The organism is Corynebacterium sp. LaCa_282 (assembly GCF_057198125.1).
In genome coordinates, this window is the sequence record NZ_CP191095.1 from 1,375,769 (window position 1) to 1,402,330 (window position 26,562).

26 protein-coding genes are annotated in these 26,562 nt (G+C 59.5%); 11 read left to right on the forward strand and 15 right to left on the reverse strand.

Annotation, left to right across the window (positions count from 1 at the left end; genetic code table 11):
* Positions 1-726, forward strand: coding sequence for a LysE/ArgO family amino acid transporter (locus ACP8KU_RS06430; RefSeq protein ID WP_484483476.1), 726 nt, complete (start codon positions 1-3; stop codon positions 724-726).
* A gap of 114 nt (positions 727-840) precedes the next feature.
* Here ACP8KU_RS06430 and ACP8KU_RS06435 read toward each other — a convergent pair whose 3' ends face one another.
* From ACP8KU_RS06435 to gatB, 3 genes are all read right to left on the reverse strand, one after another.
* Entirely contained in the window at positions 841-2,271 is a 1,431-nt protein-coding gene (locus ACP8KU_RS06435) for a YkvI family membrane protein (RefSeq protein ID WP_023017814.1), read from the reverse strand.
* Between the two features lie 202 nt (positions 2,272-2,473).
* Positions 2,474-3,526 carry an NAD(P)-dependent alcohol dehydrogenase gene (locus tag ACP8KU_RS06440; RefSeq protein WP_484483477.1) on the reverse strand — a complete coding sequence of 351 codons (1,053 nt, stop codon included), beginning with the start codon at positions 3,524-3,526 and terminating at the stop codon, positions 2,474-2,476.
* 127 nt (positions 3,527-3,653) lie between these two features.
* On the reverse strand, positions 3,654-5,159 hold the full coding sequence (gene gatB / locus ACP8KU_RS06445) for an Asp-tRNA(Asn)/Glu-tRNA(Gln) amidotransferase subunit GatB (RefSeq protein ID WP_484483478.1): 1,506 nt from the start codon (positions 5,157-5,159) through the stop codon (positions 3,654-3,656).
* 57 nt (positions 5,160-5,216) lie between these two features.
* On the opposite strand from gatB, the gene ACP8KU_RS06450 reads away from it, so the two are divergent.
* Positions 5,217-6,002, forward strand: coding sequence for a DUF4261 domain-containing protein (locus ACP8KU_RS06450; protein WP_023028695.1), 786 nt, complete (start codon positions 5,217-5,219; stop codon positions 6,000-6,002).
* On the opposite strand, the gene ACP8KU_RS06455 is transcribed toward ACP8KU_RS06450, so the two are convergent.
* The 3 genes from ACP8KU_RS06455 to ACP8KU_RS06465 all read right to left on the reverse strand — a co-directional run bounded on the left by ACP8KU_RS06455 (position 5,999) and on the right by ACP8KU_RS06465 (position 9,469).
* The gene (locus tag ACP8KU_RS06455; protein WP_284631831.1) at positions 5,999-6,964 is read right to left on the reverse strand and encodes a bile acid:sodium symporter family protein; all 966 of its coding nucleotides are present in this window, start codon (positions 6,962-6,964) and stop codon (positions 5,999-6,001) included. The two genes, ACP8KU_RS06450 and ACP8KU_RS06455, sit on opposite strands and share 4 nt — an antisense overlap.
* Before the next feature lie 72 nt (positions 6,965-7,036).
* Positions 7,037-8,068 (reverse strand): ATP-dependent 6-phosphofructokinase, encoded by a 1,032-nt coding sequence (locus ACP8KU_RS06460; protein WP_005280236.1) that lies wholly within the window; start codon positions 8,066-8,068, stop codon positions 7,037-7,039.
* Positions 8,069-8,092: 24 nt separating this feature from the next.
* Entirely contained in the window at positions 8,093-9,469 is a 1,377-nt protein-coding gene (locus ACP8KU_RS06465; RefSeq protein ID WP_484483479.1) for a DHA2 family efflux MFS transporter permease subunit, read from the reverse strand.
* A 47-nt stretch (positions 9,470-9,516) separates the two neighbouring features.
* Here ACP8KU_RS06465 and ACP8KU_RS06470 point away from each other — a divergent pair, with 47 nt between their 5' ends.
* Positions 9,517-9,840: a membrane protein gene (locus tag ACP8KU_RS06470; protein WP_005282483.1), complete on the forward strand. Its 324-nt coding sequence runs from the start codon at positions 9,517-9,519 to the stop codon at positions 9,838-9,840.
* Between the two features lie 77 nt (positions 9,841-9,917).
* On the opposite strand, the gene ACP8KU_RS06475 is transcribed toward ACP8KU_RS06470, so the two are convergent.
* The 3 genes from ACP8KU_RS06475 to gatC form a co-directional block, all read right to left on the reverse strand.
* Positions 9,918-10,451 (reverse strand): META domain-containing protein, encoded by a 534-nt coding sequence (locus ACP8KU_RS06475; protein ID WP_284610384.1) that lies wholly within the window; start codon positions 10,449-10,451, stop codon positions 9,918-9,920.
* Positions 10,452-10,555: 104 nt separating this feature from the next.
* Positions 10,556-12,043 carry an Asp-tRNA(Asn)/Glu-tRNA(Gln) amidotransferase subunit GatA gene (gene gatA, locus ACP8KU_RS06480; RefSeq protein WP_005280232.1) on the reverse strand — a complete coding sequence of 496 codons (1,488 nt, stop codon included), beginning with the start codon at positions 12,041-12,043 and terminating at the stop codon, positions 10,556-10,558.
* Entirely contained in the window at positions 12,044-12,340 is a 297-nt protein-coding gene (gene gatC / locus ACP8KU_RS06485) for an Asp-tRNA(Asn)/Glu-tRNA(Gln) amidotransferase subunit GatC (protein ID WP_005280231.1), read from the reverse strand.
* A gap of 199 nt (positions 12,341-12,539) precedes the next feature.
* Between gatC and ACP8KU_RS06490 the strand changes: the two genes are divergently transcribed.
* Complete coding sequence (locus ACP8KU_RS06490) at positions 12,540-13,202, forward strand: ACT domain-containing protein (protein ID WP_005280230.1); 663 nt, start codon at positions 12,540-12,542, stop codon at positions 13,200-13,202.
* Between the two features lie 16 nt (positions 13,203-13,218).
* On the opposite strand, the gene ligA is transcribed toward ACP8KU_RS06490, so the two are convergent.
* A complete protein-coding gene (ligA, locus tag ACP8KU_RS06495) occupies positions 13,219-15,288 on the reverse strand; it encodes an NAD-dependent DNA ligase LigA (protein WP_431604380.1) in 2,070 nt (689 codons plus the stop codon).
* Positions 15,289-15,333: 45 nt separating this feature from the next.
* Between ligA and ACP8KU_RS06500 the strand changes: the two genes are divergently transcribed.
* The 5 genes from ACP8KU_RS06500 to ACP8KU_RS06520 all read left to right on the forward strand — a co-directional run bounded on the left by ACP8KU_RS06500 (position 15,334) and on the right by ACP8KU_RS06520 (position 19,037).
* Entirely contained in the window at positions 15,334-16,005 is a 672-nt protein-coding gene (locus ACP8KU_RS06500; RefSeq protein WP_284610386.1) for a 3'-5' exonuclease, read from the forward strand.
* A gap of 40 nt (positions 16,006-16,045) precedes the next feature.
* On the forward strand, positions 16,046-16,543 hold the full coding sequence (locus ACP8KU_RS06505) for an ArsR/SmtB family transcription factor (RefSeq protein WP_005280226.1): 498 nt from the start codon (positions 16,046-16,048) through the stop codon (positions 16,541-16,543).
* The gene (locus ACP8KU_RS06510; protein WP_484483480.1) at positions 16,543-17,532 is read left to right on the forward strand and encodes a serine hydrolase domain-containing protein; all 990 of its coding nucleotides are present in this window, start codon (positions 16,543-16,545) and stop codon (positions 17,530-17,532) included. Before ACP8KU_RS06505 ends, ACP8KU_RS06510 begins: the two co-directional genes overlap by 1 nt.
* Before the next feature lie 9 nt (positions 17,533-17,541).
* Positions 17,542-17,802 (forward strand): hypothetical protein, encoded by a 261-nt coding sequence (locus ACP8KU_RS06515; RefSeq protein WP_484483481.1) that lies wholly within the window; start codon positions 17,542-17,544, stop codon positions 17,800-17,802.
* 104 nt (positions 17,803-17,906) lie between these two features.
* Positions 17,907-19,037, forward strand: a complete 1,131-nt coding sequence (locus tag ACP8KU_RS06520) for an AAA family ATPase (RefSeq protein WP_348650155.1) — start codon at positions 17,907-17,909, stop codon at positions 19,035-19,037.
* On the opposite strand, the gene ACP8KU_RS06525 is transcribed toward ACP8KU_RS06520, so the two are convergent.
* Positions 19,034-19,954, reverse strand: a complete 921-nt coding sequence (locus tag ACP8KU_RS06525; RefSeq protein ID WP_284623101.1) for a uroporphyrinogen decarboxylase/cobalamine-independent methonine synthase family protein — start codon at positions 19,952-19,954, stop codon at positions 19,034-19,036. The genes ACP8KU_RS06520 and ACP8KU_RS06525 overlap by 4 nt on opposite strands.
* Positions 19,955-21,040, reverse strand: coding sequence for a tRNA 2-thiouridine(34) synthase MnmA (gene mnmA, locus ACP8KU_RS06530; protein WP_484483482.1), 1,086 nt, complete (start codon positions 21,038-21,040; stop codon positions 19,955-19,957).
* A gap of 96 nt (positions 21,041-21,136) precedes the next feature.
* On the opposite strand from mnmA, the gene ACP8KU_RS06535 reads away from it, so the two are divergent.
* Positions 21,137-21,973 carry a spermidine synthase gene (locus ACP8KU_RS06535; protein WP_484483483.1) on the forward strand — a complete coding sequence of 279 codons (837 nt, stop codon included), beginning with the start codon at positions 21,137-21,139 and terminating at the stop codon, positions 21,971-21,973.
* Here ACP8KU_RS06535 and ACP8KU_RS06540 read toward each other — a convergent pair.
* On the reverse strand, positions 21,954-23,117 hold the full coding sequence (locus ACP8KU_RS06540) for a glycoside hydrolase family 25 protein (protein ID WP_237791998.1): 1,164 nt from the start codon (positions 23,115-23,117) through the stop codon (positions 21,954-21,956). The two genes, ACP8KU_RS06535 and ACP8KU_RS06540, sit on opposite strands and share 20 nt — an antisense overlap.
* A gap of 206 nt (positions 23,118-23,323) precedes the next feature.
* On the opposite strand from ACP8KU_RS06540, the gene ACP8KU_RS06545 reads away from it, so the two are divergent.
* The gene (locus tag ACP8KU_RS06545; RefSeq protein ID WP_484483484.1) at positions 23,324-24,502 is read left to right on the forward strand and encodes an HNH endonuclease signature motif containing protein; all 1,179 of its coding nucleotides are present in this window, start codon (positions 23,324-23,326) and stop codon (positions 24,500-24,502) included.
* Here ACP8KU_RS06545 and ACP8KU_RS06550 read toward each other — a convergent pair.
* Both ACP8KU_RS06550 and ACP8KU_RS06555 read right to left on the reverse strand, forming a co-directional pair.
* Positions 24,499-25,614, reverse strand: coding sequence for a cysteine desulfurase family protein (locus tag ACP8KU_RS06550; RefSeq protein ID WP_126318834.1), 1,116 nt, complete (start codon positions 25,612-25,614; stop codon positions 24,499-24,501). The genes ACP8KU_RS06545 and ACP8KU_RS06550 overlap by 4 nt on opposite strands.
* Positions 25,614-26,555: an electron transfer flavoprotein subunit alpha/FixB family protein gene (locus tag ACP8KU_RS06555; protein ID WP_126318832.1), complete on the reverse strand. Its 942-nt coding sequence runs from the start codon at positions 26,553-26,555 to the stop codon at positions 25,614-25,616. Before ACP8KU_RS06555 ends, ACP8KU_RS06550 begins: the two co-directional genes overlap by 1 nt.
* Positions 26,556-26,562: the final 7 nt, after the last annotated feature.

Here is a 26,562-nt window from a genome sequence, read left to right on the forward strand (position 1 = left end):
ATGTCCATCGTGCTTGCTGGTTTTGTGCTTGGTTTATCCCTCATCGTGGCCGTCGGCCCCCAAAATGCGATGCTGTTGAAATACGGCATCCGCCGCGATCACATCGGGCTCATCATCGTGGTGTGCGCGCTTTCCGATGTCATCCTCATTACCTCCGGCACCGCCGGTGTCGGCTACCTAGTCGAGCGCTTTCCCAATGCGCTTGAGGCGCTCAAGTACATCGGCGCGGCATACCTCGCCTTTTTCACCTTCACCTGCTTCCGCGATGCCTTCAAAACCAAGGGCGAGGCCATCGACGTGGAATCCACTTCCCCGAATTCGACCGAGGAAGTAGCAACCTTCGACGGCGACGGCGACAGCACGAGTGGGGCCGGCACCGAGCACGGTTCTGTCGCCACAGCTACTGCCACCCAGCGCCAAGAGATCAAGCGCTCGCCCTCCTGGGTCAAACCACTCCTTACCGCGCTGGCGTTAACCTGGCTCAACCCTGGTGCCTATGTCGATGTGCTGGTCATGCTCGGCGGCATCGCCAACCAGTATGGCGACCCCGGCCGGTGGCTGTTCGCCGGCGGTGCCATCGCCGCCAGCTTTACGTGGTTCCCCGTCATTGGCTTTGGCGCTGCTCGCTTCTCCCACGTCCTCTCCCGCCCCGAGGTATGGCGCTGGATCAACGTTGGCATCGGTGTCATCATGATTGGCCTGACCCTCAAACTCCTCCTGCTGTAATCCCCTGGCCCAGCTCCAGCCCTAAGAGTTAATAGGGGCATCGGCAAGCACAAGGCATAGAAAATCCCTCCTCAGGAAATCCTGGGGAGGGAAATTTATTGCCTGAAGGCGAGACTACTTCTGGGAGCTTTCCGCTTCGGAAGACTCATCGTCTTCCTCCGGATCACCGATAGCACCGGTTTCCTCGATCCACTTTTCAATCTCTTCCGGCGAGCGGTCGTGCTCTACGCCATCGCGCTCGATGTAGTAGGTGTGATCGTCCTGGTTTTGCTTCTCAAATTCTTCCTTATCAAAGTCCACATCGTCATCACCGTCGAGCTTTTCCGTCACCTCGGTCACGAGCTCTTCATAGAGCGCCTCGCTATCCATATTGGAATCCTCAAGGTGCTGACCAATCTCGTCGTCGTAGCGATCTGCGTCGTATTCCTTGTTCGGATTCAGCTTCAGGTGCATCAGCGAACGCACGCGCTCGCGGCGCAGCGCCTCGTCCTGAATCTTGGACTGGCTGCGGAACCATGCAAAGACCAAGACGGCCACCATCGCGATGCCCATGTAACCGATGACCGGGTAGACGTACTGCATCAAGGTCTTGAAGCCGAAGAAGGAAACGCCAAAGCCCGCGAAACAGCCAGCGATGAAGATAACGCGGAACTTGGACTCGTTGCCGGCGGAGAGGCGCTTACCCAATGCGTAAAACATACCGATGGCGGTATTGAAAATCATCAGGTAAATAACGATGGCCATGATCCCGCCCAAGACTGGGTTGACGCTATCGACCAAGGAGAGCATCGGGATATCGGAGCCCTCGATCTCCTCGGCGTTCATCAACAGCGCAAAACCTGCCAGGCCCATCATGACGGAGTAGACGATGCCACCGAAGATGCCGCCCCAGCCGGCCTCGCGCGGGCTAATATTATCGCCGCCGATGACCAGCGACATGGATACCGCCAGCATCAAAGCTAGACCGTTGTAGTTCAGCGCGGAGACCAGCCAGTTGCCAATCGGGGTATCGATCTGGCTGGAGGCTTCCATCGCTGCGCCAATATCGTCCGGCATATGGAACATGGTGTAAATGGCCACGCCGATGACGGCGATGATGATGGACGGGGTAAGCATACCGATGACCTTGGACACCTTATCGACGTCCATCATGCCGACGGCAATCACGAGCCCCAGCATCAGCGTCGAGCCGATCCAAGCCGGCCAGCCAAATTGCTGCTCCATATTGGAACCTGCACCGGCCAGCATCACGAAGCCGATGGCAAAGAGCGTGATGATAACGGCCACGTCCAATAGCTTGGACACGATGGGGTGGGTGACTTTGCGGAAGACCGTGTTGTGCTCAGTGGCGTGGAAATAGCTGCCCAATTGCAAGAACACGGTGCCCGCCAGCGTCATAATGGCCGCTGCGACGATAATGCCGGCAATACCCCAAGAGCCGAAGGCGGTGAAATATTGCACGACCTCCTGGCCCGTAGCAAAGCCTGCGCCTACCAGCAGGCCCACGAAGGACATGGCCATGGCGAGAATATTTTTATAAGACACAGTTGCCTAACTTTTGTAGCGGATAATTTTCACACACCAGTGCGCGCGTTCCAGGCCCCCTCCTTATCCCCCGACGCGTGCAGGGAGGCGCGGCGCAGGAGTGTGCTCCTGTGCACATGGTACGTAAGCCAATAACGAAATCCTACTTGCACGTGCGTGAAATACAATACATCATCTTTTGGCGATGAAGTAGCTTACATACTTAATCCGCGAAAGTTTCCGTATCGATGACGAAGCGGAACTTTACGTCACCGGCAACAACCCGCTCATAGGCTACGTCAACGTCATCAACGCCCACCTTTTCGATGACCGCGCCGATGCCGTGTTCTGCACAGAAGTCCAGCATCTCTTGGGTTTCGGCAATGCCGCCAATATTGTTTCCGGTCAATACCTTGCCGCCACCGACGAGGTTGCCCATCGTGATTCCCAGTTCCTCTGGGGGCAGGCCGACCACGGACATGATTCCCCGCGGCTTCAACAGCTGCAGGTAGTCATTGAGGGAATAGGAGGCGGAAATGGTAGACAAAATCAGATCGAACTCGCCCTTGTGGTTGGCAAAGAAATCGGGGTCCTCACCCGTTGCCAGCACCCGCTTCGCGCCGAGCTCATAGGCTTCTTGTTCCTTGCGCAGGGACCGGGAAATGACGGTGACCTCAGCCCCCTTGGCGGCGGCGATCTGCACACCCATGTGGCCCAATCCGCCAAGGCCAACGATGGCTACCTTATCGCCCTCCTTGACCTGCCACCGGGCCAAGGGCGAGTAGGTGGTAATACCAGCGCACAAGAGCGGGGCGGCGACATCAAAGTCGAGGCCTTCTGGAATCGTCAACACGAAATTCTCATTGACCACGACCTTTTGCGCATAGCCACCCTGGGTAATGGTTCCATCAACGTCTTCAGAGTTATAGGTTCCCACCGAGCCGTTCAGGCAGTTTTGCTCTTGCCCATTGCGGCACTGCTCGCAGACCCCGCAGGAATTGACCAAGCAGCCCACACCCACGCGGTCGCCCGCCTTAAACTTGGTGACCTTGTCCCCCACTGCTTCCACCACGCCGGCGATCTCGTGACCCACCGTCAGCGGGAAGTGGGCCTCGCCCCACTCATTGCGAATGGTGTGAATATCCGAGTGGCAAATTCCGGCCGCCTTGATATCGATGACGACGTCATCCTCGCGCGGATCGCGCCGTTCGATTTCTACGGTGCGAAAGGGTGCATCTGGGCTCGTTTTTTGCAGAACTTTAGATTTAATTGGCATGTCACATAGTCTACGCTTTACCGCCCTGACCTGCCCAAATGAAAACTATGGTCAATTTAAAACCACGAAAGCCAGCCTCCGACCCCCTGTGGAAGCAGGGACGAAGACTGGCTCGGTCAGTGGCGTATTAGCTCAGCTTCTCCGCGATCAGCTTATTAACCTGGCCCGGATCCGCCTTGCCCTGCGTCGCCTTCATCACGGCACCGACAATCGCGCCGGTCACCTTCTTATTGCCGGCGCGGTACTTCTCCACGATGTCTGGGTTAGCGTCAAGGGCATCATCTACTGCCTTTTCAATGGCACCGTCATCGCGCACGACCTCGAGGCCGCGCTTGGCGACGACCTCGTCAACGTCGCCCTCGCCCGCCAGCACGCCATCGACGGCTTGGCGCGCCAACTTGGTGGTCAGTTTGCCTTCCTTGACCAAGGCGATGACGCGGGCAATGTGGGCTGGGGTGATATCCAGTTCGGCCAGGGTCTTGTCCTGCTCATTGGCCTTACCTGCAAGATAAGACACCCACCAGGAACGAGCCTCGTCCGGCTTCGCGCCGGCTTCGACCGTCTCCACGATGAGGTCCAGTGCGCCCGCGTTGACTAGGTCGCGCATCTCCTCGTCCTTAATGCCCCACTCCTTTTGGATGCGGGCGCGGCGGACCCACGGCAGCTCCGGAAGGGTTGCGCGCAGCTCTTCTACCCACTCGCGCGGGGCGATGACCGGCGGCAAATCCGGGTCATTGAAGTAGCGGTAGTCTTCCGCAGTCTCCTTCGGGCGGCCTTTAGAGGTAGAGCCATCGGTTTCTTGGTAGTGACGGGTCTCTTGGTCGATGCTGCCGCCATCTTCTAGTACCTGGGCCTGGCGCTGCATCTCAAAGCGCACCGCCTGTTCCACCGAGCGCATGGAATTGATGTTCTTCGTCTCGGTGCGGGTACCGAATTCTTCTTGGCCGATAGGGCGCAAGGAAAGGTTGGAGTCCACGCGCATGGAACCTTGGTCCATGCGGGCATCGGACACGCCCAATGCCGCGACGAGCTCGCGCAGCGCCGATACATAGGCCTTCGCCACCTCGGGGGCGCGCTCGCCGGCACCGATGATGGGCTTGGTAACGATCTCAATGAGCGGGATGCCCGCGCGGTTGCAGTCCACCAGGGATGCGGTAGCGCCGTGGATGCGGCCATCGGCGCCGCCCAGGTGGGTCAGCTTACCGGTGTCTTCTTCCATGTGGGCGCGCTCGATTTCCACGCGCCATTCCGTGCCGTCTTCCAGCACGACGTCGAGGTAGCCGTCATAAGCAATCGGCTCATCGTACTGGGAGATCTGGTAGTTCTTTGGCTGGTCCGGGTAGAAGTAATTCTTGCGGGCAAAGCGCGAGGATTCCGCGATGGAGCAATTGAGCGCCAGGCCGATTTTGATTGCGCCCTCCACGCCCTTGGAATTAACCACGGGAAGAGCCCCGGGAAGGCCCAGCGATACCGGATCGGTATTGGAGTTAGGGGCTGCGCTGAAGTTCGTGGCAGAAGTGGAAAACATCTTGGTTTCCGTATCCAGCTCCACGTGGACTTCCATGCCCATTACCGGTTCATACTTGTCGAGGACCTCGTCGAAGTCCATCAGGTCATACATCGCAGCAGTCATGCGTGCCATCTTAATACGTCCGTGCACTCTCGTGCGCTAGCCCCTAGGGTGACTGTCATGACGACTCCACATACAGTAGACACTTCGCTTGTCGATGCCCCACTCATCAACATCGCCGTCTTTTCCACCGCCCCCTCTACCGAAGAGATCAAAGAGGCCATTACCGGCACGTTTTCGGGGCGTGCCGGCGAGATTACTCCCGGCAAGAACCCGGGCAGCCTCGTCGTTCCTATCGATGGCGCGTTTGTCCTGCACTACCAGACCATCGATTCCGCACCCACCCCAGATAGTTACGGCCTCCACCCCATCTTGAGCGCCGATGCCGGCGACCTCAACACCGCGGGAACCCAGGTGCTGGTCTCGGTCCTTCCGGATAATCAGGAACACGACCTCTCTCACCAATTCCGCGAGCCGCGCCGCGAGCACCTAGAGCTGCTGTCCCAGGCGACGACCGCGGTAGCCCAGCACCCCAACTGCCTTATCATCCACAACCCACGCGGCAACGTCTCCATCTCCCCCGCGATGTTTAATGATGCCGTGCGCAATAACCTCGCCCCCATGCACATCGCGCCGGTGTGGATTACGCAATCGGGTGGCGAGCTCCGCGGCTACTCCATGGGCCTAGTCCAAGCGGGTCACCCGGAAATTCAGGCGCGCACCAGCTCGATGGATCCCACGGACCTCTATTACAAGCTGGCAAATATCGCCGACCACATCCTGCAAGGCGCCACCGTCAAAGGCGGCGATACCTTAGCCTTCGAGGAAGGCCAAGCCCCACTCACCATCACGGAGGAGCCCTGGTTCGTAGACCAGAACTTCCCCGCTGTCACCATTCATTTTTAGCTGGCTTTGGCCTTGCGGGCATCGCTAAAGCGGCACAGGGCAGCCAAGATCGCGCCGGACAAGTTGTGCCACACAGAAAAGACGGCGCCGGGCAAGGCGGCCAGTGGGCTCATATAGGAAGAGGCAAGGCTGGTGGCTAACCCGGAATTCTGCATTCCTACCTCCACAGCCATGGTGCGGCGGACCGGAACCGGCTGGCGGGTAAAAAGGCCTGCGAGGTAGCCCAAGCCATAGCCGCACGCATTGTGAATGACCACAGCGGCAAAGACCAGCGCACCGGCGGTGGCTATATTGTCATGTGCGCCACCAACAACAATGCACACGATCAAGGCAATCGCGGTAACGGAGATCCACGGCAATGCCGCCTGAATCTTTGCCACGAGCCGTGGAAGCAGCATGCCGATGACGATGCCCGCGATGACCGGAACGAGCACCACCTTGACGATGGACCACGCCATCGACGCCGCGGAGACCGGCATGTATTCGCCCGCCAACCACAAGGTCAAAAGCGGGGTGAGGATGGGCGCCAAGAGCGTGGAGATGGAGGTCATGGTCACCGAAAGCGCGACATCGCCGCGCGCTAAGTAGGACACCACGTTAGAGCTCGTGCCGCCTGGGGCGCAGCCGACCAAAATCACTCCGGCCGCAACCGCCTCTGGCAGGTCCATGACTGCCACCACGGCGAGCGCGATCAGCGGCATAATGACGAACTGTGCCACCACGCCAAGCACCACCGGCAGCGGCCGTCGCACCACGAGCGCAAAATCGACAGGCTTGAGGGTAAGCCCCATGCCGAACATGACGATGCCCAGCAGCGGGGTTACCTGCGGGGCAAAGGATGCCGCAGTATTCGGGGCGATGTAGCCAATAATGCCACCGATGATAACGAGTATGGGAAACCCCAGCGCCGCGATGAGCGCCTGCCGTTCTTCCTGTTTTTCTGTAGCGCTATTGGTACTCATAGACAAAAGAATACCCTCCCACCATGTGAGAGGGCGATCTTAATATTCGAGACGGCGGAGGTTTAACGGGCCTTAACCGAAGAGGGCCTGCGCATTGCGATAGCGGGCATCGGGCACCGTCTTCAGCGTACCCACGGCCTCTTCCAATGGCACGAGGTCGATATCTTCGCCGTGCAGGGCAACGCACATTCCCGAGTCCCCATTGTGCGCCGCGCGGGCAGCGTGCACGCCGTAGCGGGTCGCCAGGACGCGGTCATACGCGGTGGGCGTTCCGCCGCGCTGGATGTGGCCCAACACGGTGGTACGCACGTCATAGCCGGTGCGTTTATTGATTTCATCGCCAATGACCTGGCCAATCCCATTGAAGGTTTGGTGGCCAAACTGGTCGACGCCACCGGCTTCAAACTCCATGGTGCCCTCCTTTGGCAGGGCACCTTCGGCCACGCAAATGATGCCGTACTTCTCGCCCATCTGGAAGCGGCGTTCCATCGCCTTGGTAATCTCCGCGATATCGAAGGGCTCTTCTGGAATCACGGTGTAGTGTGCGCCGCCGGCCATACCTGCGTGCAAAGCAATCCAGCCCACGTGGCGGCCCATGACCTCCACGATGAGGATGCGGTTGTGGGACTCCGCCGTCGTGTGCAGGCGGTCGATCGCATCCGTTGCCACCGATACCGCGGTATCGAAGCCGAAGGTATAGTCCGTGGCGTTGACGTCATTGTCAATGGTCTTCGGCACGCCTACAACGGGGATGCCATTATCGTTGAGCCACTTAGCACCCTTGAGCGTGCCTTCGCCGCCGATGGCAACGAGGGCATCGACCTCGGCCTCGCGCATATTCGTCTTGATCTGCTCCAGGCCGGCCTTAAATTTATCGGGGTGCAGCCGACCGGTGCCCAAAATGGTGCCGCCGCGCAAGAGAATCCGGTCGATACCGGCATCGTCGTAAAGATCGCGCCGGCGGTCTTCTAAGAGGCCAACCCACCCGTCTTCGTAACCCACGACGGTATCGCCGAATTCGTTGGATGCGGTTCGCACAACCGCACGGATTACAGCATTCAAGCCGGGGCAATCGCCACCGGAAGTCAGTACAGCAAGACGCATATCCCCCAATTTAGCGCAGGATTTTCATCCATGCAGCGTGTCCACGTAGCGCAGTGAGGAGATAAGTCCCACTACCAGTGCGATGACAATCACAAGGAGCGAATTGATGATCGCCGTGGTCGGATTACCCGTTTGCATCACGGCGGAAACTAGGGCCACGCCCACCACGGATCCCACCTGGCGGGAGGTGTTATACGCCCCCGACGCCGCGCCCATGTGATGAGGTGAAATATCGCGCAGCGTCGTTGCCGCATTAGAGCCCCAGATAAAGGACTGGCCAATTCCTAAGACGGCGATGGGCGGGGCCAGCCACCACGGGTTGGCATCGGCATGCATGACCCACCAGGCCAAACACAGCGAGGCGATCATCAGGCTAAAACCCACTAGCCCCATCAGGCGCGGATTCACCGCGTCCGTGAGGATGCCTGCGATGGGCGACATCAGCATTGAGACCAGCGCCATGGGAGCCACGATGATGCCGGCCTCACCGGCAGATAGCCCCTTGACCGATTGCAGCCACAACATCACCGGCAACATGACCGAAGCCGCCATAAAGCCCATGGTCAAAATGCCCACGGAGCCGGCCGCATAGTTGCGGTTGTGGAAGAGCTCCACCGGAAACAGCGGCGTGGAACCGCGATCCTGCGCGCTAGCCTGCAGGCGCACGAAGGCAATGCTTGCGGCAATGCCGATGGCAAGCACCACCAATACCCGCCAATCCCAGTCCAGCTCTGGGCCTTGTTGGATGCCGAAGACGATGGACCCTAACGCAATGAGCGAGACTATGGCCGAGGGCTTATCGATGTCCTGGGCTGTGGTCGGCAGCTTCGGTATCCACAGCAGAGCCAGCACGATGGCGGCAATGACAAATGGTACGTGCACCCAAAAGGCCGCCTGCCAGCCAAAATAAGCCACAAGGAATCCGCCGAGGAGCGGCCCGGCCAAGGATGCCACCGAACCGATAATCCCCCACACCCCCAGCGCACGCCCACGGCGCTCGCGGGCGAAGACCCGGTTAATAACGGACATCGTCTGTGGCATTTCCAGCGATGCTCCCAAGCCCTGCACGATGCGCGCGACGATGAGCACTTCTATCGACGGCGCCAGCGCGCACGCTACTGCGCCGATCCCAAACAGCCCCACGCCGATGCAAAATAGGGCGCGCTGGCCAAGGACATCGCCAAGCCGCCCCGTAAAGAGCAGCGGCACCACCACGGCAAGCAAATAGGCGGCCGAGACCCACAAGATTTCATTGACCGTGGCGCCCAAATCCGCCTGAATCTCCGGCAGGGCGATGGCCACCATCGACTGATCCAACAGGGATACAAAGAAACCGAGGGATAGCGCGAACATGGCGCGCCATGCTTGGCGCTCAGGTGGCAGATTAGTCTCCACAGTCATGGCAGGAATTCTAGCGGGGCACACAAATCAGGCCTAGACTGGCCACCATGTCCATGATTGATATCAAAAAACCACAAGACGTATCCACCGCCACCACCGTTACCCTCGGCCTCATCGGTGGTTGGGTCACCGCCCGCGAGACCGGCATTCGCCCACTCGGCGGCGTCATCCTCGGCGCTGCGGGCCTGTGGGCCGGCCGTTCCTGGGCAAAGAAGACCAACCCAGCCACGACCGCTGGCCTGTCCGCCCTGTACGTCGGCGCGTTCGGCGCTTCCCACCCATTGGCAAAGAAGATTGGTTCCTGGCCAGCAGTCCTCGCCGTGACGGCCGCCTCTGCCGGCGCCGCCTACGCGCTTTCCGATGCCAAGTAGTCCACCCCACCACATACACAACAGCACCATGGTCCCCCGCTAAGGAGGATCATGGTGCTGAATGGTTTTGTGAGTATTTACTCAACAACGTTGAAGACAACGGCGTTGTCCTCAGTGCCCAGTGCGGCCTGGCCGTCAGGCAGGGCATAGAAGGAAGGCTCGGACTCGAGGACGTCACGCAGGGAATCAGAAAGCGCCTGGGTGTGGTCATCGCACGCCGCCAAGGTGGAGGCGAAGTCACCTACGTGGATGGTGCCATCCTTATCCACATCGTAGGAGGTGGTGTAGGTATTGCAGCCATCGTTGAGGACCAAGGACTGATCCTTGTCGAACTGCACGGTGAACTTGCCGTCTTCCTTGACGGAGTGCAGCTCACCGGTGATGGTCTGGCCCTCGATATTCGGCACCAGCTTGTCAGCGTCTGCCGGCAGGGATTCCACCAAGTCGCTCTTGGCGGTGGAGTCTGCTACCTCGGTACCGGGCTCAACCGGTGCGGGGTTTTCTGCTGGTTTGGGAGTTGCTGCGGGCTGTTCAGCGTTTGCTACGCCCATAGCCATGAGCGCAGCTGCGGAGACGGACATCGTCGCGGTTGCAATCTTTTTCAAAGTCATACCCAGTAATTTACCCCTGCCGGATGGGCATCCGACAGGGGTGTAAACGAATCGTTATCTAATCCGCAGCTATTTCACAGTGACAACTATTTTAAATAGCGCGGCTAGTTTTGGCGCTTCGCTTCGTAGGCCGCACCCACCTTGTACAGGCGATCATCCTGGAAAGCCGGTGCCATGATCTGCAAACCGGTAGGCAGGTTGGTATCGGCTGCCATGCCGGAAGGCACGGACATGCCGCACAGGCCGGCGAGGTTGAGCGGCAAGGTGCACAGGTCGAAGTTGTACATCGCCATGGGGTCTTCGGCCTTCTCCCCCAGCTTGAAGGCGGTGGTCGGGGTGGTCGGCGAGACCAGCACGTCAACCTGCTCGAAGGCGCGGGCAAAGTCCTGGGCCACGAGGGTGCGCACGCGCTGCGCCTGCAGGTAGTAGGCATCGTAGTAGCCCACGGACAGCGCATACGTGCCCAGCATGATGCGGCGCTTGACCTCGGGGCCGAAGCCCTCTGCGCGCGACTGGGACATGACCTGCTCCGCGGAGTGGGATCCGTCATCGCCAGCGCGCAGACCGTAGCGCATGCCATCGAAGCGGGCCAGGTTGGACGAGACCTCACACGGCATGATCAGGTAGTAGGCAGCCAAGGCCTCGTCGAAGTGCGGGCAGTCCACCTCGACGATTTCCGCGCCCTGCTCGCGCAGCTGTTCCACGGCGGCGTGGTAGTTCTCCATCACGCCGTCCTGCCAACCATCGCGCTCGAATTGCTTGATAAGGCCAACCTTGACGCCGCTCAGATCGCCATTTGCGCCTTCGCGGGCGGCCTCCACCACGGGGGCAACCGGCTTGTCCACAGATGTGGCGTCGAAGGCATCGTGACCGGCAATAACCTCGTGCAAGAGCGCGGTATCCAGGACGGTGCGGCCACACGGGCCTGCCTGGTCCAGCGAGGACGCGGCCGCGATCAGGCCATAGCGAGACACCGTGCCGTAGGTGGGCTTTACGCCCACGGTATTGGTGAGCGCCGCCGGCTGGCGGATGGAACCGCCGGTATCGGTACCAATGCCCAGTGGAGCCTGCCCCGAAGCCAGCGCCGCTGCGGTACCGCCACCGGAACCGCCCGGGGTGCGCTCGGTGTCATACGGGTTGTGAACCGGGCCAAAGGCGGAGTTCTCATTGGACGAACCCATCGCAAACTCGTCCAGGTTCGTCTTGCCCAGGATCGGGATGCCGGCCTCGCGCAGACGCTTGGTCACCGTCGCGTCATACGGAGACATGTAGCCCTCGAGCATCTTGGATGCGGCGGTGGTGGGGGCATCGGTAGTAACCAGCAGGTCTTTTAGGGCCAGCGGCACGCCGGCCAATGCCGATGCGGGCTTTTCGCCGGCATCGAGGGCCTTATCCACGGCATCGGCAGCCGCCAATGCTTCCACCTGCCCCACGTGCAGGAAGGAGTTAAGTTCGGGATTGGTTTCCGCAATGCGGTCCAAAAAGGCCTGGGTAACCTCGCGGGAAGTCACCTCGCGCGCGTGAATCTTGTCCGCCAGCTCGGCGGCGGTCAAAGAGGTCAGTCCCTCCGCAGGTACAACAACGTTGGTCATTTACTCTCCTCCCAAAATCTGCGGCACGACGAATCGCTCATCTTCCACGGCCGGCGCTTGGTCCAAGGCCTGCTCGGCGGTAAGGGTGCGCACGATAACGTCTTCGCGCATCGGTGCATCCACGGAGTGCGGGTGGCTCATCGGTTCCACGCCTTCAGTGTCCACGTTCCGTACTGCGGAAACGGAATCAACAATTTCATCAATCTGGCTTGCGAATTGGGCTAGCTCTTCATCGCTTAATGCCAGGCGGGAAAGCTTGGCAAGGTGGGCTACCTCATCACGCGAAATCTCAGACACGCGAACTCCATCCTTTTTCCATAATCGACGCGCAGGTGAAAATTATTTTCCCGCGCGTACTATGTAAATTGCTAAGGCTCCATAATACTGCACCAACCCGCGCGGTTGCCGAGTCACCCCGAATTATTGCCCCTTGAACGCCGCACTGTGACCCAGGTATCGTAAATGGGACTACAAGCTACTGAAAGCGTGCGACTTAATGTCTTACCTAATCCGTGTCCTGCTTCCCGATACCCCTGGTAGTTTGGGCCAGCTTTCGGAGGCCTTCGGGCTGGTTGACGGAAATATCCAATCGGTTGACATCGTAGAATCCTTCCCGGATGGCACCGTCATGGATGACATTGTCATTGAGCTTCCCGCAGACGCTATGGCCGATGCCTTAATTACCGCCGCCGCCTCTGTTCATGGCGTGGAAGTAGATTCCATTCGGCCCTTCAGCGGCCGCGTGGACCGGCGCGGGCAGATCGAGTTATTAGCGCGCGTTGCCGCCAATGCCTCCAATGTCACGGCAGCGATGGAGGAAGTCGTCGCGGCCATCCCGAAGGCGGCGACCTCCACGTGGGCCATCGTCATTGACAATAATGAGCCCATTCACCGCGTGGCCTCCTCAAACGCGGCCCCTGCCGATGACGATACGATTCCGGTCGATCTCAACATCGACAGCGCGCGCACCTTGCACCCCGATAAGGACGAATGGGTGCCAGAAAGCTGGGCGCTGCTCGATTCCGCCCTGGCCGCCGCTCCCCTGGGAGATACCGGGATGGTCATCGCCATGGGCCGCACCGGCGGGCCGGAATACCTGGCCTCTGAGGTCGAGCACCTCGGCCACATCGGCACGATTTTGGGTGCCTTCCTCAAATAAGCCCGGCGCGGTGTGTCTACACCTCCCCAGTGTTTAAGAGCGTGTGGAATTGCTCCTCATTCAAGATAGGCACGCCAAGGTCGCGGGCCTTGTCCTCCTTGGAGCCGGCATTGGCCCCAGCGACGAGGTAGGAGGTTTTCTTCGATACGGACCCGGTTGCCTTTCCGCCGCGGCTAATGATGGCTTCCTTGGCGGAATCGCGCGTGAAGTCTTCGAGGCTGCCGGTGACAACGATGGTCAGGCCCTCTAGGGTCTGTTCTTTCCTGTCCTCGGCGGCTACCTCCATAGCGAGGCCAGCCTCCGCCCATTTCTCAACGATGGTGCGGTGCCAATCCACCTCGAACCAGGCGTGGAAGGATTCCGCAATGACCGCGCCCACGCCATCTACCTCTGCAAGCTCTTCGGTTTTCGCCGCGCGCAGCTTGTCCATGGAGCCGTAGCGCGCCGCGAGTGCCCGCGCCGCGATGGGACCCACGTGGCGAATGGATAGCGAGACCAGCACGCGCCAGAAGTCGCGGTCTTTGACCTCTTCTAAGTTCTGCAGCAGGTTCTTGCCCGCGGTATTGACCTTGACGTTGCCCTCTTTTTTGCTGCGCTTATCCTTCGTATCGCGTTTGGCTGTATAGACATCGGAAGCAAGCAGCTTTTCTTCCGTTAGCTCAAAAAGCTCGGATTCATCGGTGAGGATACCGTTTTCGATGAGATCCATGGCCCCCTTCTCCCCCAGTGCCTCGATATCGAGGCCCTTGCGGGAGGCGAGGTATTCCAGGCGCGCGGAAAGCTGGGCTGGGCAGGATTGGGTATTGGGGCATCGCCAGTCAGCATCGCCGTCCTTTTGCGGAGCGAGTGTCGTCCCGCAGGCTGGGCACTGCGTGGGGAAGGACCATTCGTATTCGCTGCCATCGCGCTGTTCGCGCACGGGGCCTAGTACCTCAGGAATGATTTCCCCGGCCTTGCGGATAATAATGGTATCCCCGATAAGCACGCCCTTGCGCTTGACCTCAGACTGGTTGTGCAGGGTGGCCATGGATACCGTGGAGCCGGAGACAAAGACCGGTTCCATGATGGCAAAGGGGGTAACGCGCCCCGTACGCCCCACGCCGACCTCGATGTTCTTCAGCTTTGTTGTTACCTCTTCCGGCGGGTACTTATAGGCAATGGCCCAGCGCGGTGCGCGGGAGGTCGCCCCGAGCTGGCGCTGTGAGCCCAAGTCGTCCACCTTGACCACGAGCCCATCCATTTCAAAAATCGCATCGTGGCGGTGTTTGGCCCAGTAAGATACTTCCTTTTGCACTTCCGCGGCGGAGTGAACCTGCGTGGTATAGGGCGAGACGGGCAAGCCCCATGCGGCGATGGCCTTATAGGCATCGTGCTGGGAGGAGGGGGAAAATCCCTCGCGCGCGCCTAGGCCGTGACACACCATACGCAGGCGGCGTTTTTTCACCTCGGCGGGATCCTTCATGCGCAGTCCGCCGGCCGCAGCGTTGCGGGGATTGGCAAACCGCGCCTTGCCGTCTGCCGCGCGCTCCTCATTGATTTCTTCGAAGTCCTCGGGGCGCATATAGACCTCGCCGCGGATTTCAATGAGTTCCGGGACTGGGTACTCATCGGTGCCTGTAAGTTCGTGCGGGATATCAGAAATAACCCGCGCATTGGCGGTAATTTCCTCGCCCACGGTGCCATCGCCACGGGTAGCAGCGGTATCTAAGCGCCCGTTGCGGTAGACCAAGTCGATGGAGAGGCCATCGATCTTCAGCTCCGTCAGGTAGGTTTTGGCGGGCGTCCTATCCAGCCAGTCCTGCATCTCACCGGCGCTAAAGACGTTATCGAGGCTCATCATGCGCTCGAGGTGCTCGATATCCTCGCCAGCGTTCGGCGTTGCACCTACCTGCTGGGTAGGCGAATCCGGAACCGCCAGCTCCGGGTGCTGCTTTTCTAAGTCCACCAGGCGCTGGAAAAGCGCATCAAAGTCGGCATCGGGAATTGCCGGTTCACCGTTGTAATACAGGTTGCGGTGGCGGCGTACTTCCTGTGCCAGGTCGTTCCATTCACGTTGCACATCAGCTGGATTAGTCACGGTATCCAAGTCTAGCGGTCCCCCATGTCCTGGCGAGCTACTAAGGTATGGACCATGAACTTCGACGCCTCCCGCATGCTCGCCTTCGACCTTGAAACCACCTCCGCTAATCCCAAAGACGCTCGCATCGTGACTTCGGCCCTCGTCCGCATCGACGGCCGCGATGTTCAGAAGGTAGAGCACCTTGCGGATCCTGGCATCGAGATCCCCCAAGCCGCCACCGACGTGCATGGGATTACAACGGAAAAGGCCCAGGCAGAAGGCCACCCGCACGAGGAGGTCCTCAAGAACACGGTTGATGCCATCAAGGAAGCGTGGGACGACGGCCTGACGCTCATCGTGTATAACGCGACTTTTGATCTTACCGTCCTGCGCAGCCTCACCGGCGATTTCACGGTCACCGGCCCGGTCTTTGACCCGTACGTCATTGACCGCGTGAGCGATAAGTGGCGCAAGGGAAAACGCACCCTCGGCGCGGTGTGCGAGCACTACGGTGTGGAATTGGGCAATGCGCACGAGGCCACTGCCGATGCCCTCGCTGCCGCCCGCGTGGCCTGGAAGCAGGTGCGCCAGCACTACCCCAACCTCGCACAGATGGACGAAAACGAGCTCATGGAATTCCAAGCGGTCAAGTGGTACGAGGACCGCGTCGCCTTCAAGAAGTACCTAGAAGGCAAGGGCCGCGATGCCTCCGATGTCTCGACGGCGTGGCCGCTCATTTCCTAATCCCCTTGCCATATTTCTAGAGTTTTGGAATTCTAGAAATATGAATATCGTTGAATCTCGCCTTAGCGATCTCGAGGCACGCGTCGCCAAACTCGAAGGCCAATCGAGCGCCCCACCGCAGCCTCCCTCGGAGGAGTCGACCTACTGGCTTGTCGATGCCCTTGCTCCCTCCACTCAACTACCCGATGGATCGGTAATTTTCGGCGGCAACATTGCGCTCGGCAAGCGTACCTACGCCTATCAGTGGCAGCGTCCCACTACTGCAATAACTGACGAGGAGTGGTCAGAAAATCTCGAACGCCTCGCCGCACTTGCCCATCCCGTACGTGGCGAGATTCTTCGACGCCTTCTCGCGGCACCTGCTACCGCCGCGGAGCTCGTGGACGAGGATATTATCTCTTCCACCGGCACGGCCTATCACCACCTCAGCGCTCTAACTAGTGCAGGTTGGACTACAAAGACAAGTGGCGAGTACTCAATTCGTCCCGCCCGCGTTATTCCTTTGCTCGCCATTATTACCGCTAGCGAGGACCACTAATGCGCAGACTCGCCCTCAGCATCGGCACCGCCATTTCTATCGCTTCCGTCCTCCTACTGGCTGGCCCTCGGCACCTCACACTCGCCCTAACAGATACAGGAGATGCAGCCCTTGCCTCCACACTGCGAGAACACGCGGAGCCGGGGTTTCATCACCTCACGGCTTTCACACTCCGCGACGGTAACGCCACCTTTGCGGGTATAGGCAGCAACGAGCACACAGAAGTAGAAATTGGTTCTGTCACCAAAATGTTCACCGGCGAACTCACCCACCAGCTTGTAGAAGAAGGCACACTGCGACTCGATAGCACCGTGGGCGAGTTTCTAGACGTAGACAACGCGCCCATAGCGGATGTAACGATTAAAGAACTACTTGATCACACCTCTGGCCTACCTCGCTCAGCAGACGGGGATTTCTTCGCTTCCCTATGGTCCGCAGTGGCCGGTACGAACCCATATGCAGGCGAAAGCACTCAAGATATCGTCGATGCTGCCGCCGCAGCAGAGCTCAGCAACCGCGGGGAGGAATCCTATTCCAACCTCGGATACGCCCTGCTCGGGCACGTAATAGAAACAGCGGCAGACACGCCTTATGAGGGGTTACTAAAACACCGAATATTCGAGCCAACCGGATTAACGGAGACCTACCTTATGACCCCCGGTGCCGTGCCTGCCGATGCCCCGCGCGGCCGCACCGCCACTGGGCGGCGGGCCCAGCCTTGGGAGATGGACGGTTCTGCGCCTGCAGGGGCGATCCGCTCGACCGCGAGCGATATGGCTAAGTTCGCGGAGTGGTTTATGGCCCACGGCGATCCCGCATACGGATGGCAGAAGAACGATGACGGCACCGGCTTCTGGCATAACGGCGGAACCTACGGCTATTCCACCATGCTCATCATCGACCCAAAGACAAAGCGAGCCGCATTTGCAAACAACGATTCGCTCGCCGGTACCGAAGAACTTGGCCACACACTCTTCGCTGAGCTTTAAGGAAACACTATGCCTACGTCCATTATCCTCGCCGTTTTCATCGCCTCCGAGCTCTGGGCCGCATGGAAGGCTTTAAAGAAACCCGGCTCGACGGCATTTCGCGTCTTTTCGGCGGTACTGACCGCCGTCGTCATTATCTTCTTAGGCCACGCCTTGCCCTGGTACACCTCCGTGCATTTTTACTGGTGGTATACACTGGTTGGCTCCTTCGCCCTCCATGTGGGAGCCATGACGTGGGGTGTCACCAGCCCTGCTGCAGAACGCACCTAACCTTGCAGGCAACAAACGAGGCGCCCACACAAGAGTCAAAAGTCTCCCAAATCTCCGGTTGTTAAAAAGTCTCCCAAATCTCCGGATGGACTACGATGGAGACCATGTCCTTTCACGAGAACCCCTTCCGCCCCACATTTGGCGTCCCACCGCTGTTTTGGGTCGGCCGCACCGCGGTCCTCGATACGTTTCGCGCAGCGCTCGATGCCCCACCTGGACACCCCGGTCGCTCACTCGTCATTAGCGGCGCCCATGGTATTGGCAAGACGGTCCTCCTCAACGAGTTGGAGGACATCGCCGCCGCCCGCGGATGGATTACGCTGCGCGCCTCCGGCCGCAGCGCCATGGTGGAAGAACTCGTCGAGACCACCATCCCCCGCATCATGGACACGCTTGCGCCGGCAGATAAGCACAAAGTCAACCGCATCGGAATCGGCGGCCTTGGTTCCATAGGAATCGAACACAACACGGATGAAGCCTATAAGCCCACCTTAAATACCCGGCTACGCGAATTACTAGCCCAGCTCAAGGGTGCAGGTGTGCTCCTTACCATCGATGAAGTCCAAGATGCCGATGCCCAAGAATTGGCCTCCTTGGCCGTTACTTACCAAGACTTAGTGCGCGATGAACTCGATGTTGCCATCGTCGTAGCCGGCCTGCCACAGGGCATTAACCGGCTGCTGGAGCTGCCCGGAGTAACCTTTCTGCGCCGCGCGCAAAAGTTTGTGCTGGGCCCGCTGTCACCCGCCAACGCTACCGTTGCATTTAAGGAAACCGCCGCACACTCGGGCCTCGACTTCAGTGCAGATGCAGTCTCCGCCGCCGTGGAGCTATCTCGAGGCTATCCCTACCTGGTTCAGCTCGTCGGATCACTAGCGTGGGCCCACGCACAGCGCTCTGGCGCGACCCGCATAGAAGAAAACACTGTCCTAGCCATCTCGGCCGAGGCGATATCCGTCCTAGGCACACAAGTGCACCAGCCCGCAACCCTCACGCTCCCACCCGCACAGCGCCGCTTCCTTGAAGCCATGAGTGCTGTCATGGACAGCGACACTGCAGAAATTCAAGCTATCGCCGCACACCACGACCGCACGGTGCGGTCCCTATCGGCCACGCGCCAGCGGCTTATCGATGCCGATCTCATCGAACCCACCGGCCACGGCCAGCTTAGATTCGTCATTCCCTACATGGAGGCCTATTTCACGGCCACCGATAGCTTGGGTCGAGTGGATTAAAGGTCACCGGCGTCCCGGACAAGGATGGACGAGGTCTCCGTCACCGAACACAGGGTTCGGGCAGAGGCCTGCACGGGATATACATCAAAGCGATCGACCAAAAGTTCGCGTGGCATGCCGATGCGGTCGAGATGCTTGGCCAGCGCGATGGCCTCGGCACGGGCATCCGATCCGGAAATCCCCACACCAATGCGATGGCCATCGCTCAGGTGCTCTCCCAAGCCATCGAAATGCTCAGGGGTATCGAGGCGATAACGAGGGCTATGGAAATCGACGAGCAAGGTCGTTGCGGCACCAGCAATGGACCACAACGGCGGGGCATGCAGGTAGTCCGCGTCAAAGCCGAGCAGAGTTTCTAGCGCTACCTCGTCAGCCACGGCGGGGATAGAATCAAAATCCGTGGTACCTGGGATGCGTCCAGCCACGATATCCGCAAGCAAAGGTTCATCAAGCTGCACCACAACTTCGCCGTGGAAGCGGCGTGCCACATCATCTGCATGCGCCCGCAGCCCATGAAGAAGGGCTTCAGAAAGCTCGGCGAAGGCACCGCGGTCACTAAGAACTCGGTGGCCATCGGCAAGCTCAATGCTGGCTGCCAGCGACCACGGCCCTAGCGCCTGGACTTTAACGCGGGGCACGCTTTCTCCCCACACCTGCTGTACCTCGTCGAGGTCACGCTCGAGGCGATCCCACGTGCGACGAGTCAATAGCTGCGGCCGCGCCGTCATGCGCCACGAACGAGGCCCGCGGTCGATGGTGATGGCCTCGAGCATACTGGCGGTGCGCCCTACCGAATCGGAGCCCAAGCCGCGTTCCGGCAGCTGCGGGATGGCGGGAAGCTCGGTCTCGCCCATGATGATGTCCGCTGCCTCCGACATGGACGTGCCGGGCATGGGCCCGAGTGCGAATCCGGTCATTTACACGGTCTCGCAAATGGTGCCGGAACCAATGACGATATCGCCGAGGTCATCTGGGGACGGCAGGTACAGCACCGCCGCCTGTCCACGGGCAACGCCAGACAGTGGCTCCTTGAGCTCTAGGCGCATCGAATCCGCGGCGCGGTCCACGTGGGCGATGCACGGCACGACGGAACCGTGCGCGCGGACCTGCACCTCGCACTCGAAGTCGCCATCCATGCCAGGGTGCAAGTACCTCAGGCGATCGGCGCGAATGGCGGTGACCGCCAGGTCCTCGCGCGCGCCGACGGTCACCGTGCCCGTTGCAGCATCGATATCGGTGACGTAGCGCGGGCGGCCATCAGCGGCCGGGGCCTTGATGTCCAAGCCCTTGCGCTGGCCGATGGTGTAGTTCCACGCGCCATCATGTTCCTTAAGCTCCGTGCCCTCTTGGTCCACAATCATGCCGGGCCGAAGCCCGATGCGCGATCCAAGGAACTGCTGGGTATTGCCGTCTGGAATGAAGCAGATGTCATAGGAATCCGGCTTCTTCGCCGTGGAAAAACCGTGCGCCGCAGCCTCTTCGCGGATTTGCGGCTTGGGGGTATCACCGATGGGGAAAAAGCAGTGGTCCAACTCCTCGGCGGAAATGACGCCGAGCACGTAAGACTGATCCTTATTCTCATCCTTGGAGCGGCGCATATAACCGTCATCATCAAGCGTGGCGTAGTGGCCGGTCGCAACGGCATCAAAGCCCAGGGCCATACCCTTTTGCAGCAATGCGCGGAATTTAATCTTCTCATTGCAGCGCAGGCAAGGATTCGGGGTTTCACCGCGGGCATAGGAATCCACGAAGTCCGTGATGACCTCTTCCTTGAATTCCTCCGAAAAGTCCCAGACATAAAACGGAATGCCCAACTTATCGCAAATGCGGCGGGCATCGGCGGAATCCTCCAGCGAACAGCAGCCGCGGGCCTTTTCGCGCGTTTGCTGCGCGTCCTTATGCAGCGCCAGGTGCACGCCGACGACATCGTGGCCAGCCTCCACCGCACGGGCGGCGGCGACAGATGAGTCCACGCCGCCAGACATTGCTACCAATACTCGCATTGCATTCCCCTTTAAATACCTCGACTACAGGCCCGAAAGTGTACTCCCTTGCCCCAACGCAGCTTAAATCGATTCCATTCCCTAAGCTTGAACCCCATGGGTAGAAAGCGAGCCGCGAACAGGTCAGGCATCACCGGCACCTACGAGATCTCCACCGGCACCGCCGAGGTTGTGCCGGATGAATTCCGCGACGGGGCCTATATCCTTAACGTCAACGGCGTTCCTAGCAGCCATATCGTGCTGGGCGAGCCGCAGGAACTCGACTTTGAGTACATGCGCTGGATCGCAGCGGCAGTGGAATACCTTAATACGGTCTCGCCCAATAAACTGCGCGTTACCCACCTCGGCGGAGCGGGCTGCTCACTCCCGCGCTACTTCGCCGACCTGTGGCCGGACAGCCGCCATACGGTGGTCGAGCTCGATGCCAAACTGGGAGAATTAGTCCGCGAGTTTTTCGATGTCCCCCGTTCCCCCACCGTCAAGATCCGCCCCGGCGATGCCCGAAAGGAAACCGAAGGTTTTCTGCCCGCCAGCCGCGATATCATCATCCGCGATGTCTTCGCTGGGGATACAACCCCGAAAAATCTAACGACGGTGGAGTTTTTCCAAGCGGCTAAATCATCCCTATCTGCCGGCGGCCTCTACGTGGCGAACTGCGGCGATCACTCGGATCTCCACTTGGCTAAGGAAGAGCTGGCCGGGCTTTCTGAGGTCTTCGATCACCTCGCCGTAATCGCTGACCCGCCCATGCTCAAAGGGCGCCGGTATGGAAATATCATCTTGCTGGCCTCAGACACGAAACTGCCAGCTGAGGGCTCGGTCCAAGCCGCTCAGCTGGCAAAGGCACTCTTAGGCGGGGCCGTCCCAGCTCACTTTAAGGATGAAAGCTGGACCCGAAGATTCTTTGCGGGAGCTACTTCAGCACACGATTGAGCAGCTCGGCCACTTGATTAGCGTCGAAGTCGGGGACATCGGCACCGGCCTTCTTCGCCGCATCCTTGGCTTCTTCTACCTGAGCTCCAGAGACCTCGCCTGCGTCGACGCCATTGACATGGCCAGCGTTTTCTAGCAACATCGCCAAGTCACCGACGGTGAAGTCACCGACTGCCATCTTGCCAAGCTGCTTGAGAGGCAGAGCGTCCTCGTCTTCCAAGGTCTTCACAAAAGCTGCCAAGCCCTCGGCAGCTTGGGCGTCGAGGCCGGCGTCTTTGGCGGCATCGGCAAGCTGGGGCATTGCAATAAGGCCAGCCGCAAGGGCAAAGATTGCACCAATTAGTGGCGTGCTATCGGCGCTCAGATCGACGCCATCATCAAGCACGAGGCTATCGAGCGCGCCGCCGATATCGACGTAATTTCCGCCGCTAAAGGAATCAAGCTGCTGCTTCGTACCATTGAAGAGGTTCAAATCCACATCGGTTGGAATACCAGCAACCTTGCCCGAACCGGAGCGCTGCCAGAAGGACAGGTTCTTCCACCCACCCACTGGATCCGGCGCTTCATCCTGGTATGCCGCCAACCACAGTGGCATATTGGAGAACTTCTGGGAGTTATTCATCTCACCGATCCAGAAGTACTTATAGGTATAAATCATTGGCGTGCGGTTGGTCAGGCGCTTGAGCTCGCTGGTAAATTCCTCGATCCAGCTCTCCAACTGGGAGGCGGACTTGCCCTCGGAAACCTCGATATCGAGCACCGGCGGCAACGTCTGATTCGGCGCCAATGCAATCTGCGTGGCAAAGTTTGCGGCCTGCGTCTTCGCATCGCCAGCTGGACGCGCATAGTGGTATGCGCCGGTCTTCAGGCCATGCAGATTGGCGGCTTGAATATCTTTGACGTAGTGCGGGTTAATCCAGTCCCCACCCTCAGTTGCCTTCACAAAGGCAAAGGACTGGCCATCAGACTTCACCTTATTCCAGTCAATAGGCATGCCACCTGGGTGCTGGTGGGCAGCAATATCAATACCTTTTGGTGCGCTGGTTCCCAATGCTGCCTGCGCGGCAGCGGTCCCGCTTACCGTGACTGCAACTGCAGCGATAACCGCGATGATGCTCTTGCGGAGTGCCCTCATAGTTGTCATGCGCGAGAGTTTAACAATCATTCACACTAACCACATTTGCAACACACGCAACTTAGAGAGGAATTTTTCACTCGCGTAGACAAACTCGTTGGAAATGTACCATTTAGAACATATTTTCGCTTTTCGGCTTGCGAGGGTTGAGTGGGCGGCTTATGGTGGGGCTATGTAAATTAGAAACTTAGTGCGAAATTCGGGGGATAATCGCCGTGGAACCCTACTACCTCATCACTGACCCACACGATGACATCGCGGTTAGTGCCACCTGCAATAGAAAGTCCGACTACCTGCTCTGGAAGGAAATTAAACCTAGCCTAGAAGACGATTTCGATATCTCGTGCCATACCTTGGCGGGTCGCACCGGCTTAAGCGAGAGGCGCACGAGGGATATCACCATGGCCCTGTACCGCTTAGAGGAATTGCCACGCACCCAACTGCTGCAGGAAACCTACTACTTCCTCGATTTCTCTCGGCTTATCACCATTGATGCGGTCTTGAGCAAGCTGGGAGAAGTAGACAACAGCGTCCTCCAGCGCATAGACGCCGAACTGGAAAAGTACCTCACTCCCACAAAGCCGGGCCAAAGTTTTCCATCGAACGCTGCCCTGCGTCGAAAGCTCAATGGGCTCATCACGATGGAATCCCCGGACACTACGGGAGACAAGGACGCCGAGGAAGAGGAATCTCAAAATGAATCCTATTTCATCTACCCGACCGCGGGTGGACGAGCAGGGTTAAACGTAGAATTCGACGAAGACGCGCTCATCCTCATTGACGAGGTTGTTCAGCGCACGGCGGAAGAGCACGGAATTAGCAAGGCCGATGCCCTGGCCCAGCTGATCCTCGGAACCGTCGAAGATAAATCTCAGGTGCACCTTTATATGTATCGCGCCAGCGATATAAAAGCGGCGCCCGGTTTCATCCAGGGCTATGGATGGGTTCACCCAGATACCGCAGACCGGCTAGCCCCGACTACGACACGGGATATGGACCAAGCGGCAACAAGGGTAAGTCCGGCCTACTCCACGCCGCCGCTCATCGGTGCCTATGTGGAGGGTCGCGATGGTGTGTGCCGCTGGCCAGGGTGTAACCGCCCGGCCTACAGGTGCCAGAAGGACCACCGGATCGATTTCTCAGAGGGAGGAAAGACGACGGCTGGAAATTTAGCCTCGCTGTGCCAGCACCACCACAACGTAAAGACGGATAAAAGCGCCTTTTACATCATGGATCCGCACAGCGGGGATATCATCTGGCTCTTCCAAGACGGACGGTGGGAATACGATGAACCGCAGGGTCCGCTAGCGACGAAGAATAGGAACTGGGCACTGACCGTTGCCCAGGCAATCGCCGCCCGGCGGAATGCTGCCAAAGAAAGGGCTGATACTTAAACCGTGCGGGCTCGGGCGACGACCTCTGGTAAATGCGCGAGCACGTAATCCACATCGTCTTCGGAAGTAAGGCGTCCCAGAGTGAACCGGAGGGACCCAATTCCTTCTTCCTCGCTGACACCCATTGCAGAAAGCACATGGGACATGCGGTTGACGCCTGCGCTGCAGGCACTGCCAGTCGATGCCTCAATCTGCAGCGAGTCCAGCAACATGATGAGGCTATCGCCATCGGTGCCGGGGAAAGAAACGTGTAGGTGCGACGGCAAGCATGGCTCGGTGGAATTCACTACAACGTTGTCGATGGATGAGAGGATCCCATCCCGCAGCTTATTCCGAAGTGCAGCGATGCGCTCGCCCTCGGCAGCGCTTTCTGCGATCGACTCCTCCAACGCAGCGGCGAGCGCGGAGGCGCTAGCTACGTCTACCGTGCCAGGGCGAAGTCCGCGTTCTTGCCCGCCTCCGTAGGAAATCGGCTGCGGCGCAGGGGTGCGCTTGGCCAAAAGCACGCCAATACCGCGCGGGCCACCAAATTTGTGGGCGCTGGCGGCAAGCGTTGTGATGCCCAATTCCGCAAAATTGATGGGCAGCTTGCCCGCTACCTGCACCGCATCCACGTGCATGGGAATACCGGATTGTTGCGCGAGGGAGGCAAGATCCTCGATGGGCTGAATCGCACCGGTTTCGTTATTGGCCCACATGCAGGTGGCAAGGTCGGCAGGTTCCGCGAAGGCGCCCCCATCGCTGATATGCCCGTTGCGGTCCACAGGGAGCAGATCCACGGTGGCGCCACCCTGGGCAAGCTTGCTCACGGTATCGCGCACCGCTGGGTGCTCAATATCCGTCGAGATGATGCGGTTGGTATTTCCCGCCGCAAAAAGCCCCTGGATAGCGATATTATCCGCCTCGGTCCCAGAAGAGGTAAAAATGACCTCGATGGGTTCGCACCCAAGGAGGGAGGCGACTTTCTCGCGGGCATCGTCAAGCACGGAGCGGGCCCTACGGCCAGAGGCGTACTGCGCGCTGGAGTTGAGCGATCCGGAGGCGGCAACCCATGCGTCGATGGCGGATTGGCGCATCGGCTGGGTTGCTGCGTAGTCGAAATAGTGCGGCATTACTGGCGCGCCTTCAATTCCTCGGTCAAAGCTGGGGCGATTTCGTGCAGGTCTCCGACGACGCCGAGATCGGCGATTTGGAAGAACGGTTCATCTTGGTCCTGGTTAATCACCACGATGGTGCCGGAGGTCTGCATGCCCGAGGTGTGCTGAATGGCACCGGAAATGCCCAAACCAATGTAGAGATCTGGCGACACGGTCACGCCTGTCTGGCCCACCTGGTGGGTAGCGTCGTAGAAGCCTTCATCGACGGCGTCGCGGGTGGCACCGACGGCGCCACCGAGGGCATCGGCAAGCGGCTCTACGATCTCGCCGAACTTATCGCCGACGCCGCGGCCGCCAGAAACCACAACCTTGGCTGCGGTGAGCTCGGGACGGGCGGACTTCTCGGCCGGAGTAAAGGAATTAACCTTGACATCCTTCTCGGTTGCCGCAGGCAGTGGCATTGGGGCCGCCTGAGTTTCCACCTGCTGGGGCTCCGCCGCAACGGAACCCGGCTGCAGGGTATAAATCGGGCAGCTGCCAGTGGCCTGCGAAGTGGTCTCGTAGGTGCCGCCGAAAATGGTCATCGTTGCAGACCCATCCGCCTCAATGGAATCCACATTGACGAGCGCACCGGAAGCAAGGCGGGCGGACAAGCGGCCCGCAATCTCGTTATTCGTCGGGCTGGCGGCCAGAACGATGGGCGCCGGATTGGCTGCGCCCAGGGCGTGCAAAGCATCAACCTCGGGGGTCACCAGGCGCTGGTCATAATCCTCCGCCGTTGCCTGCACCACCTGGGCGGCGCCGAGGGCGGCTAGCTCGGCATCGAAGGAATCTGCCTGCTTTCCGACGACCACCGCAGACACCGTCCCCAATTCGCGTGCGGCGGTAATGAGCTCACCGGTAACGGGGAGAATGCTGTCTGCATCGTGTTCAACAAGTACGTAAACGTGAGACATTTCTACT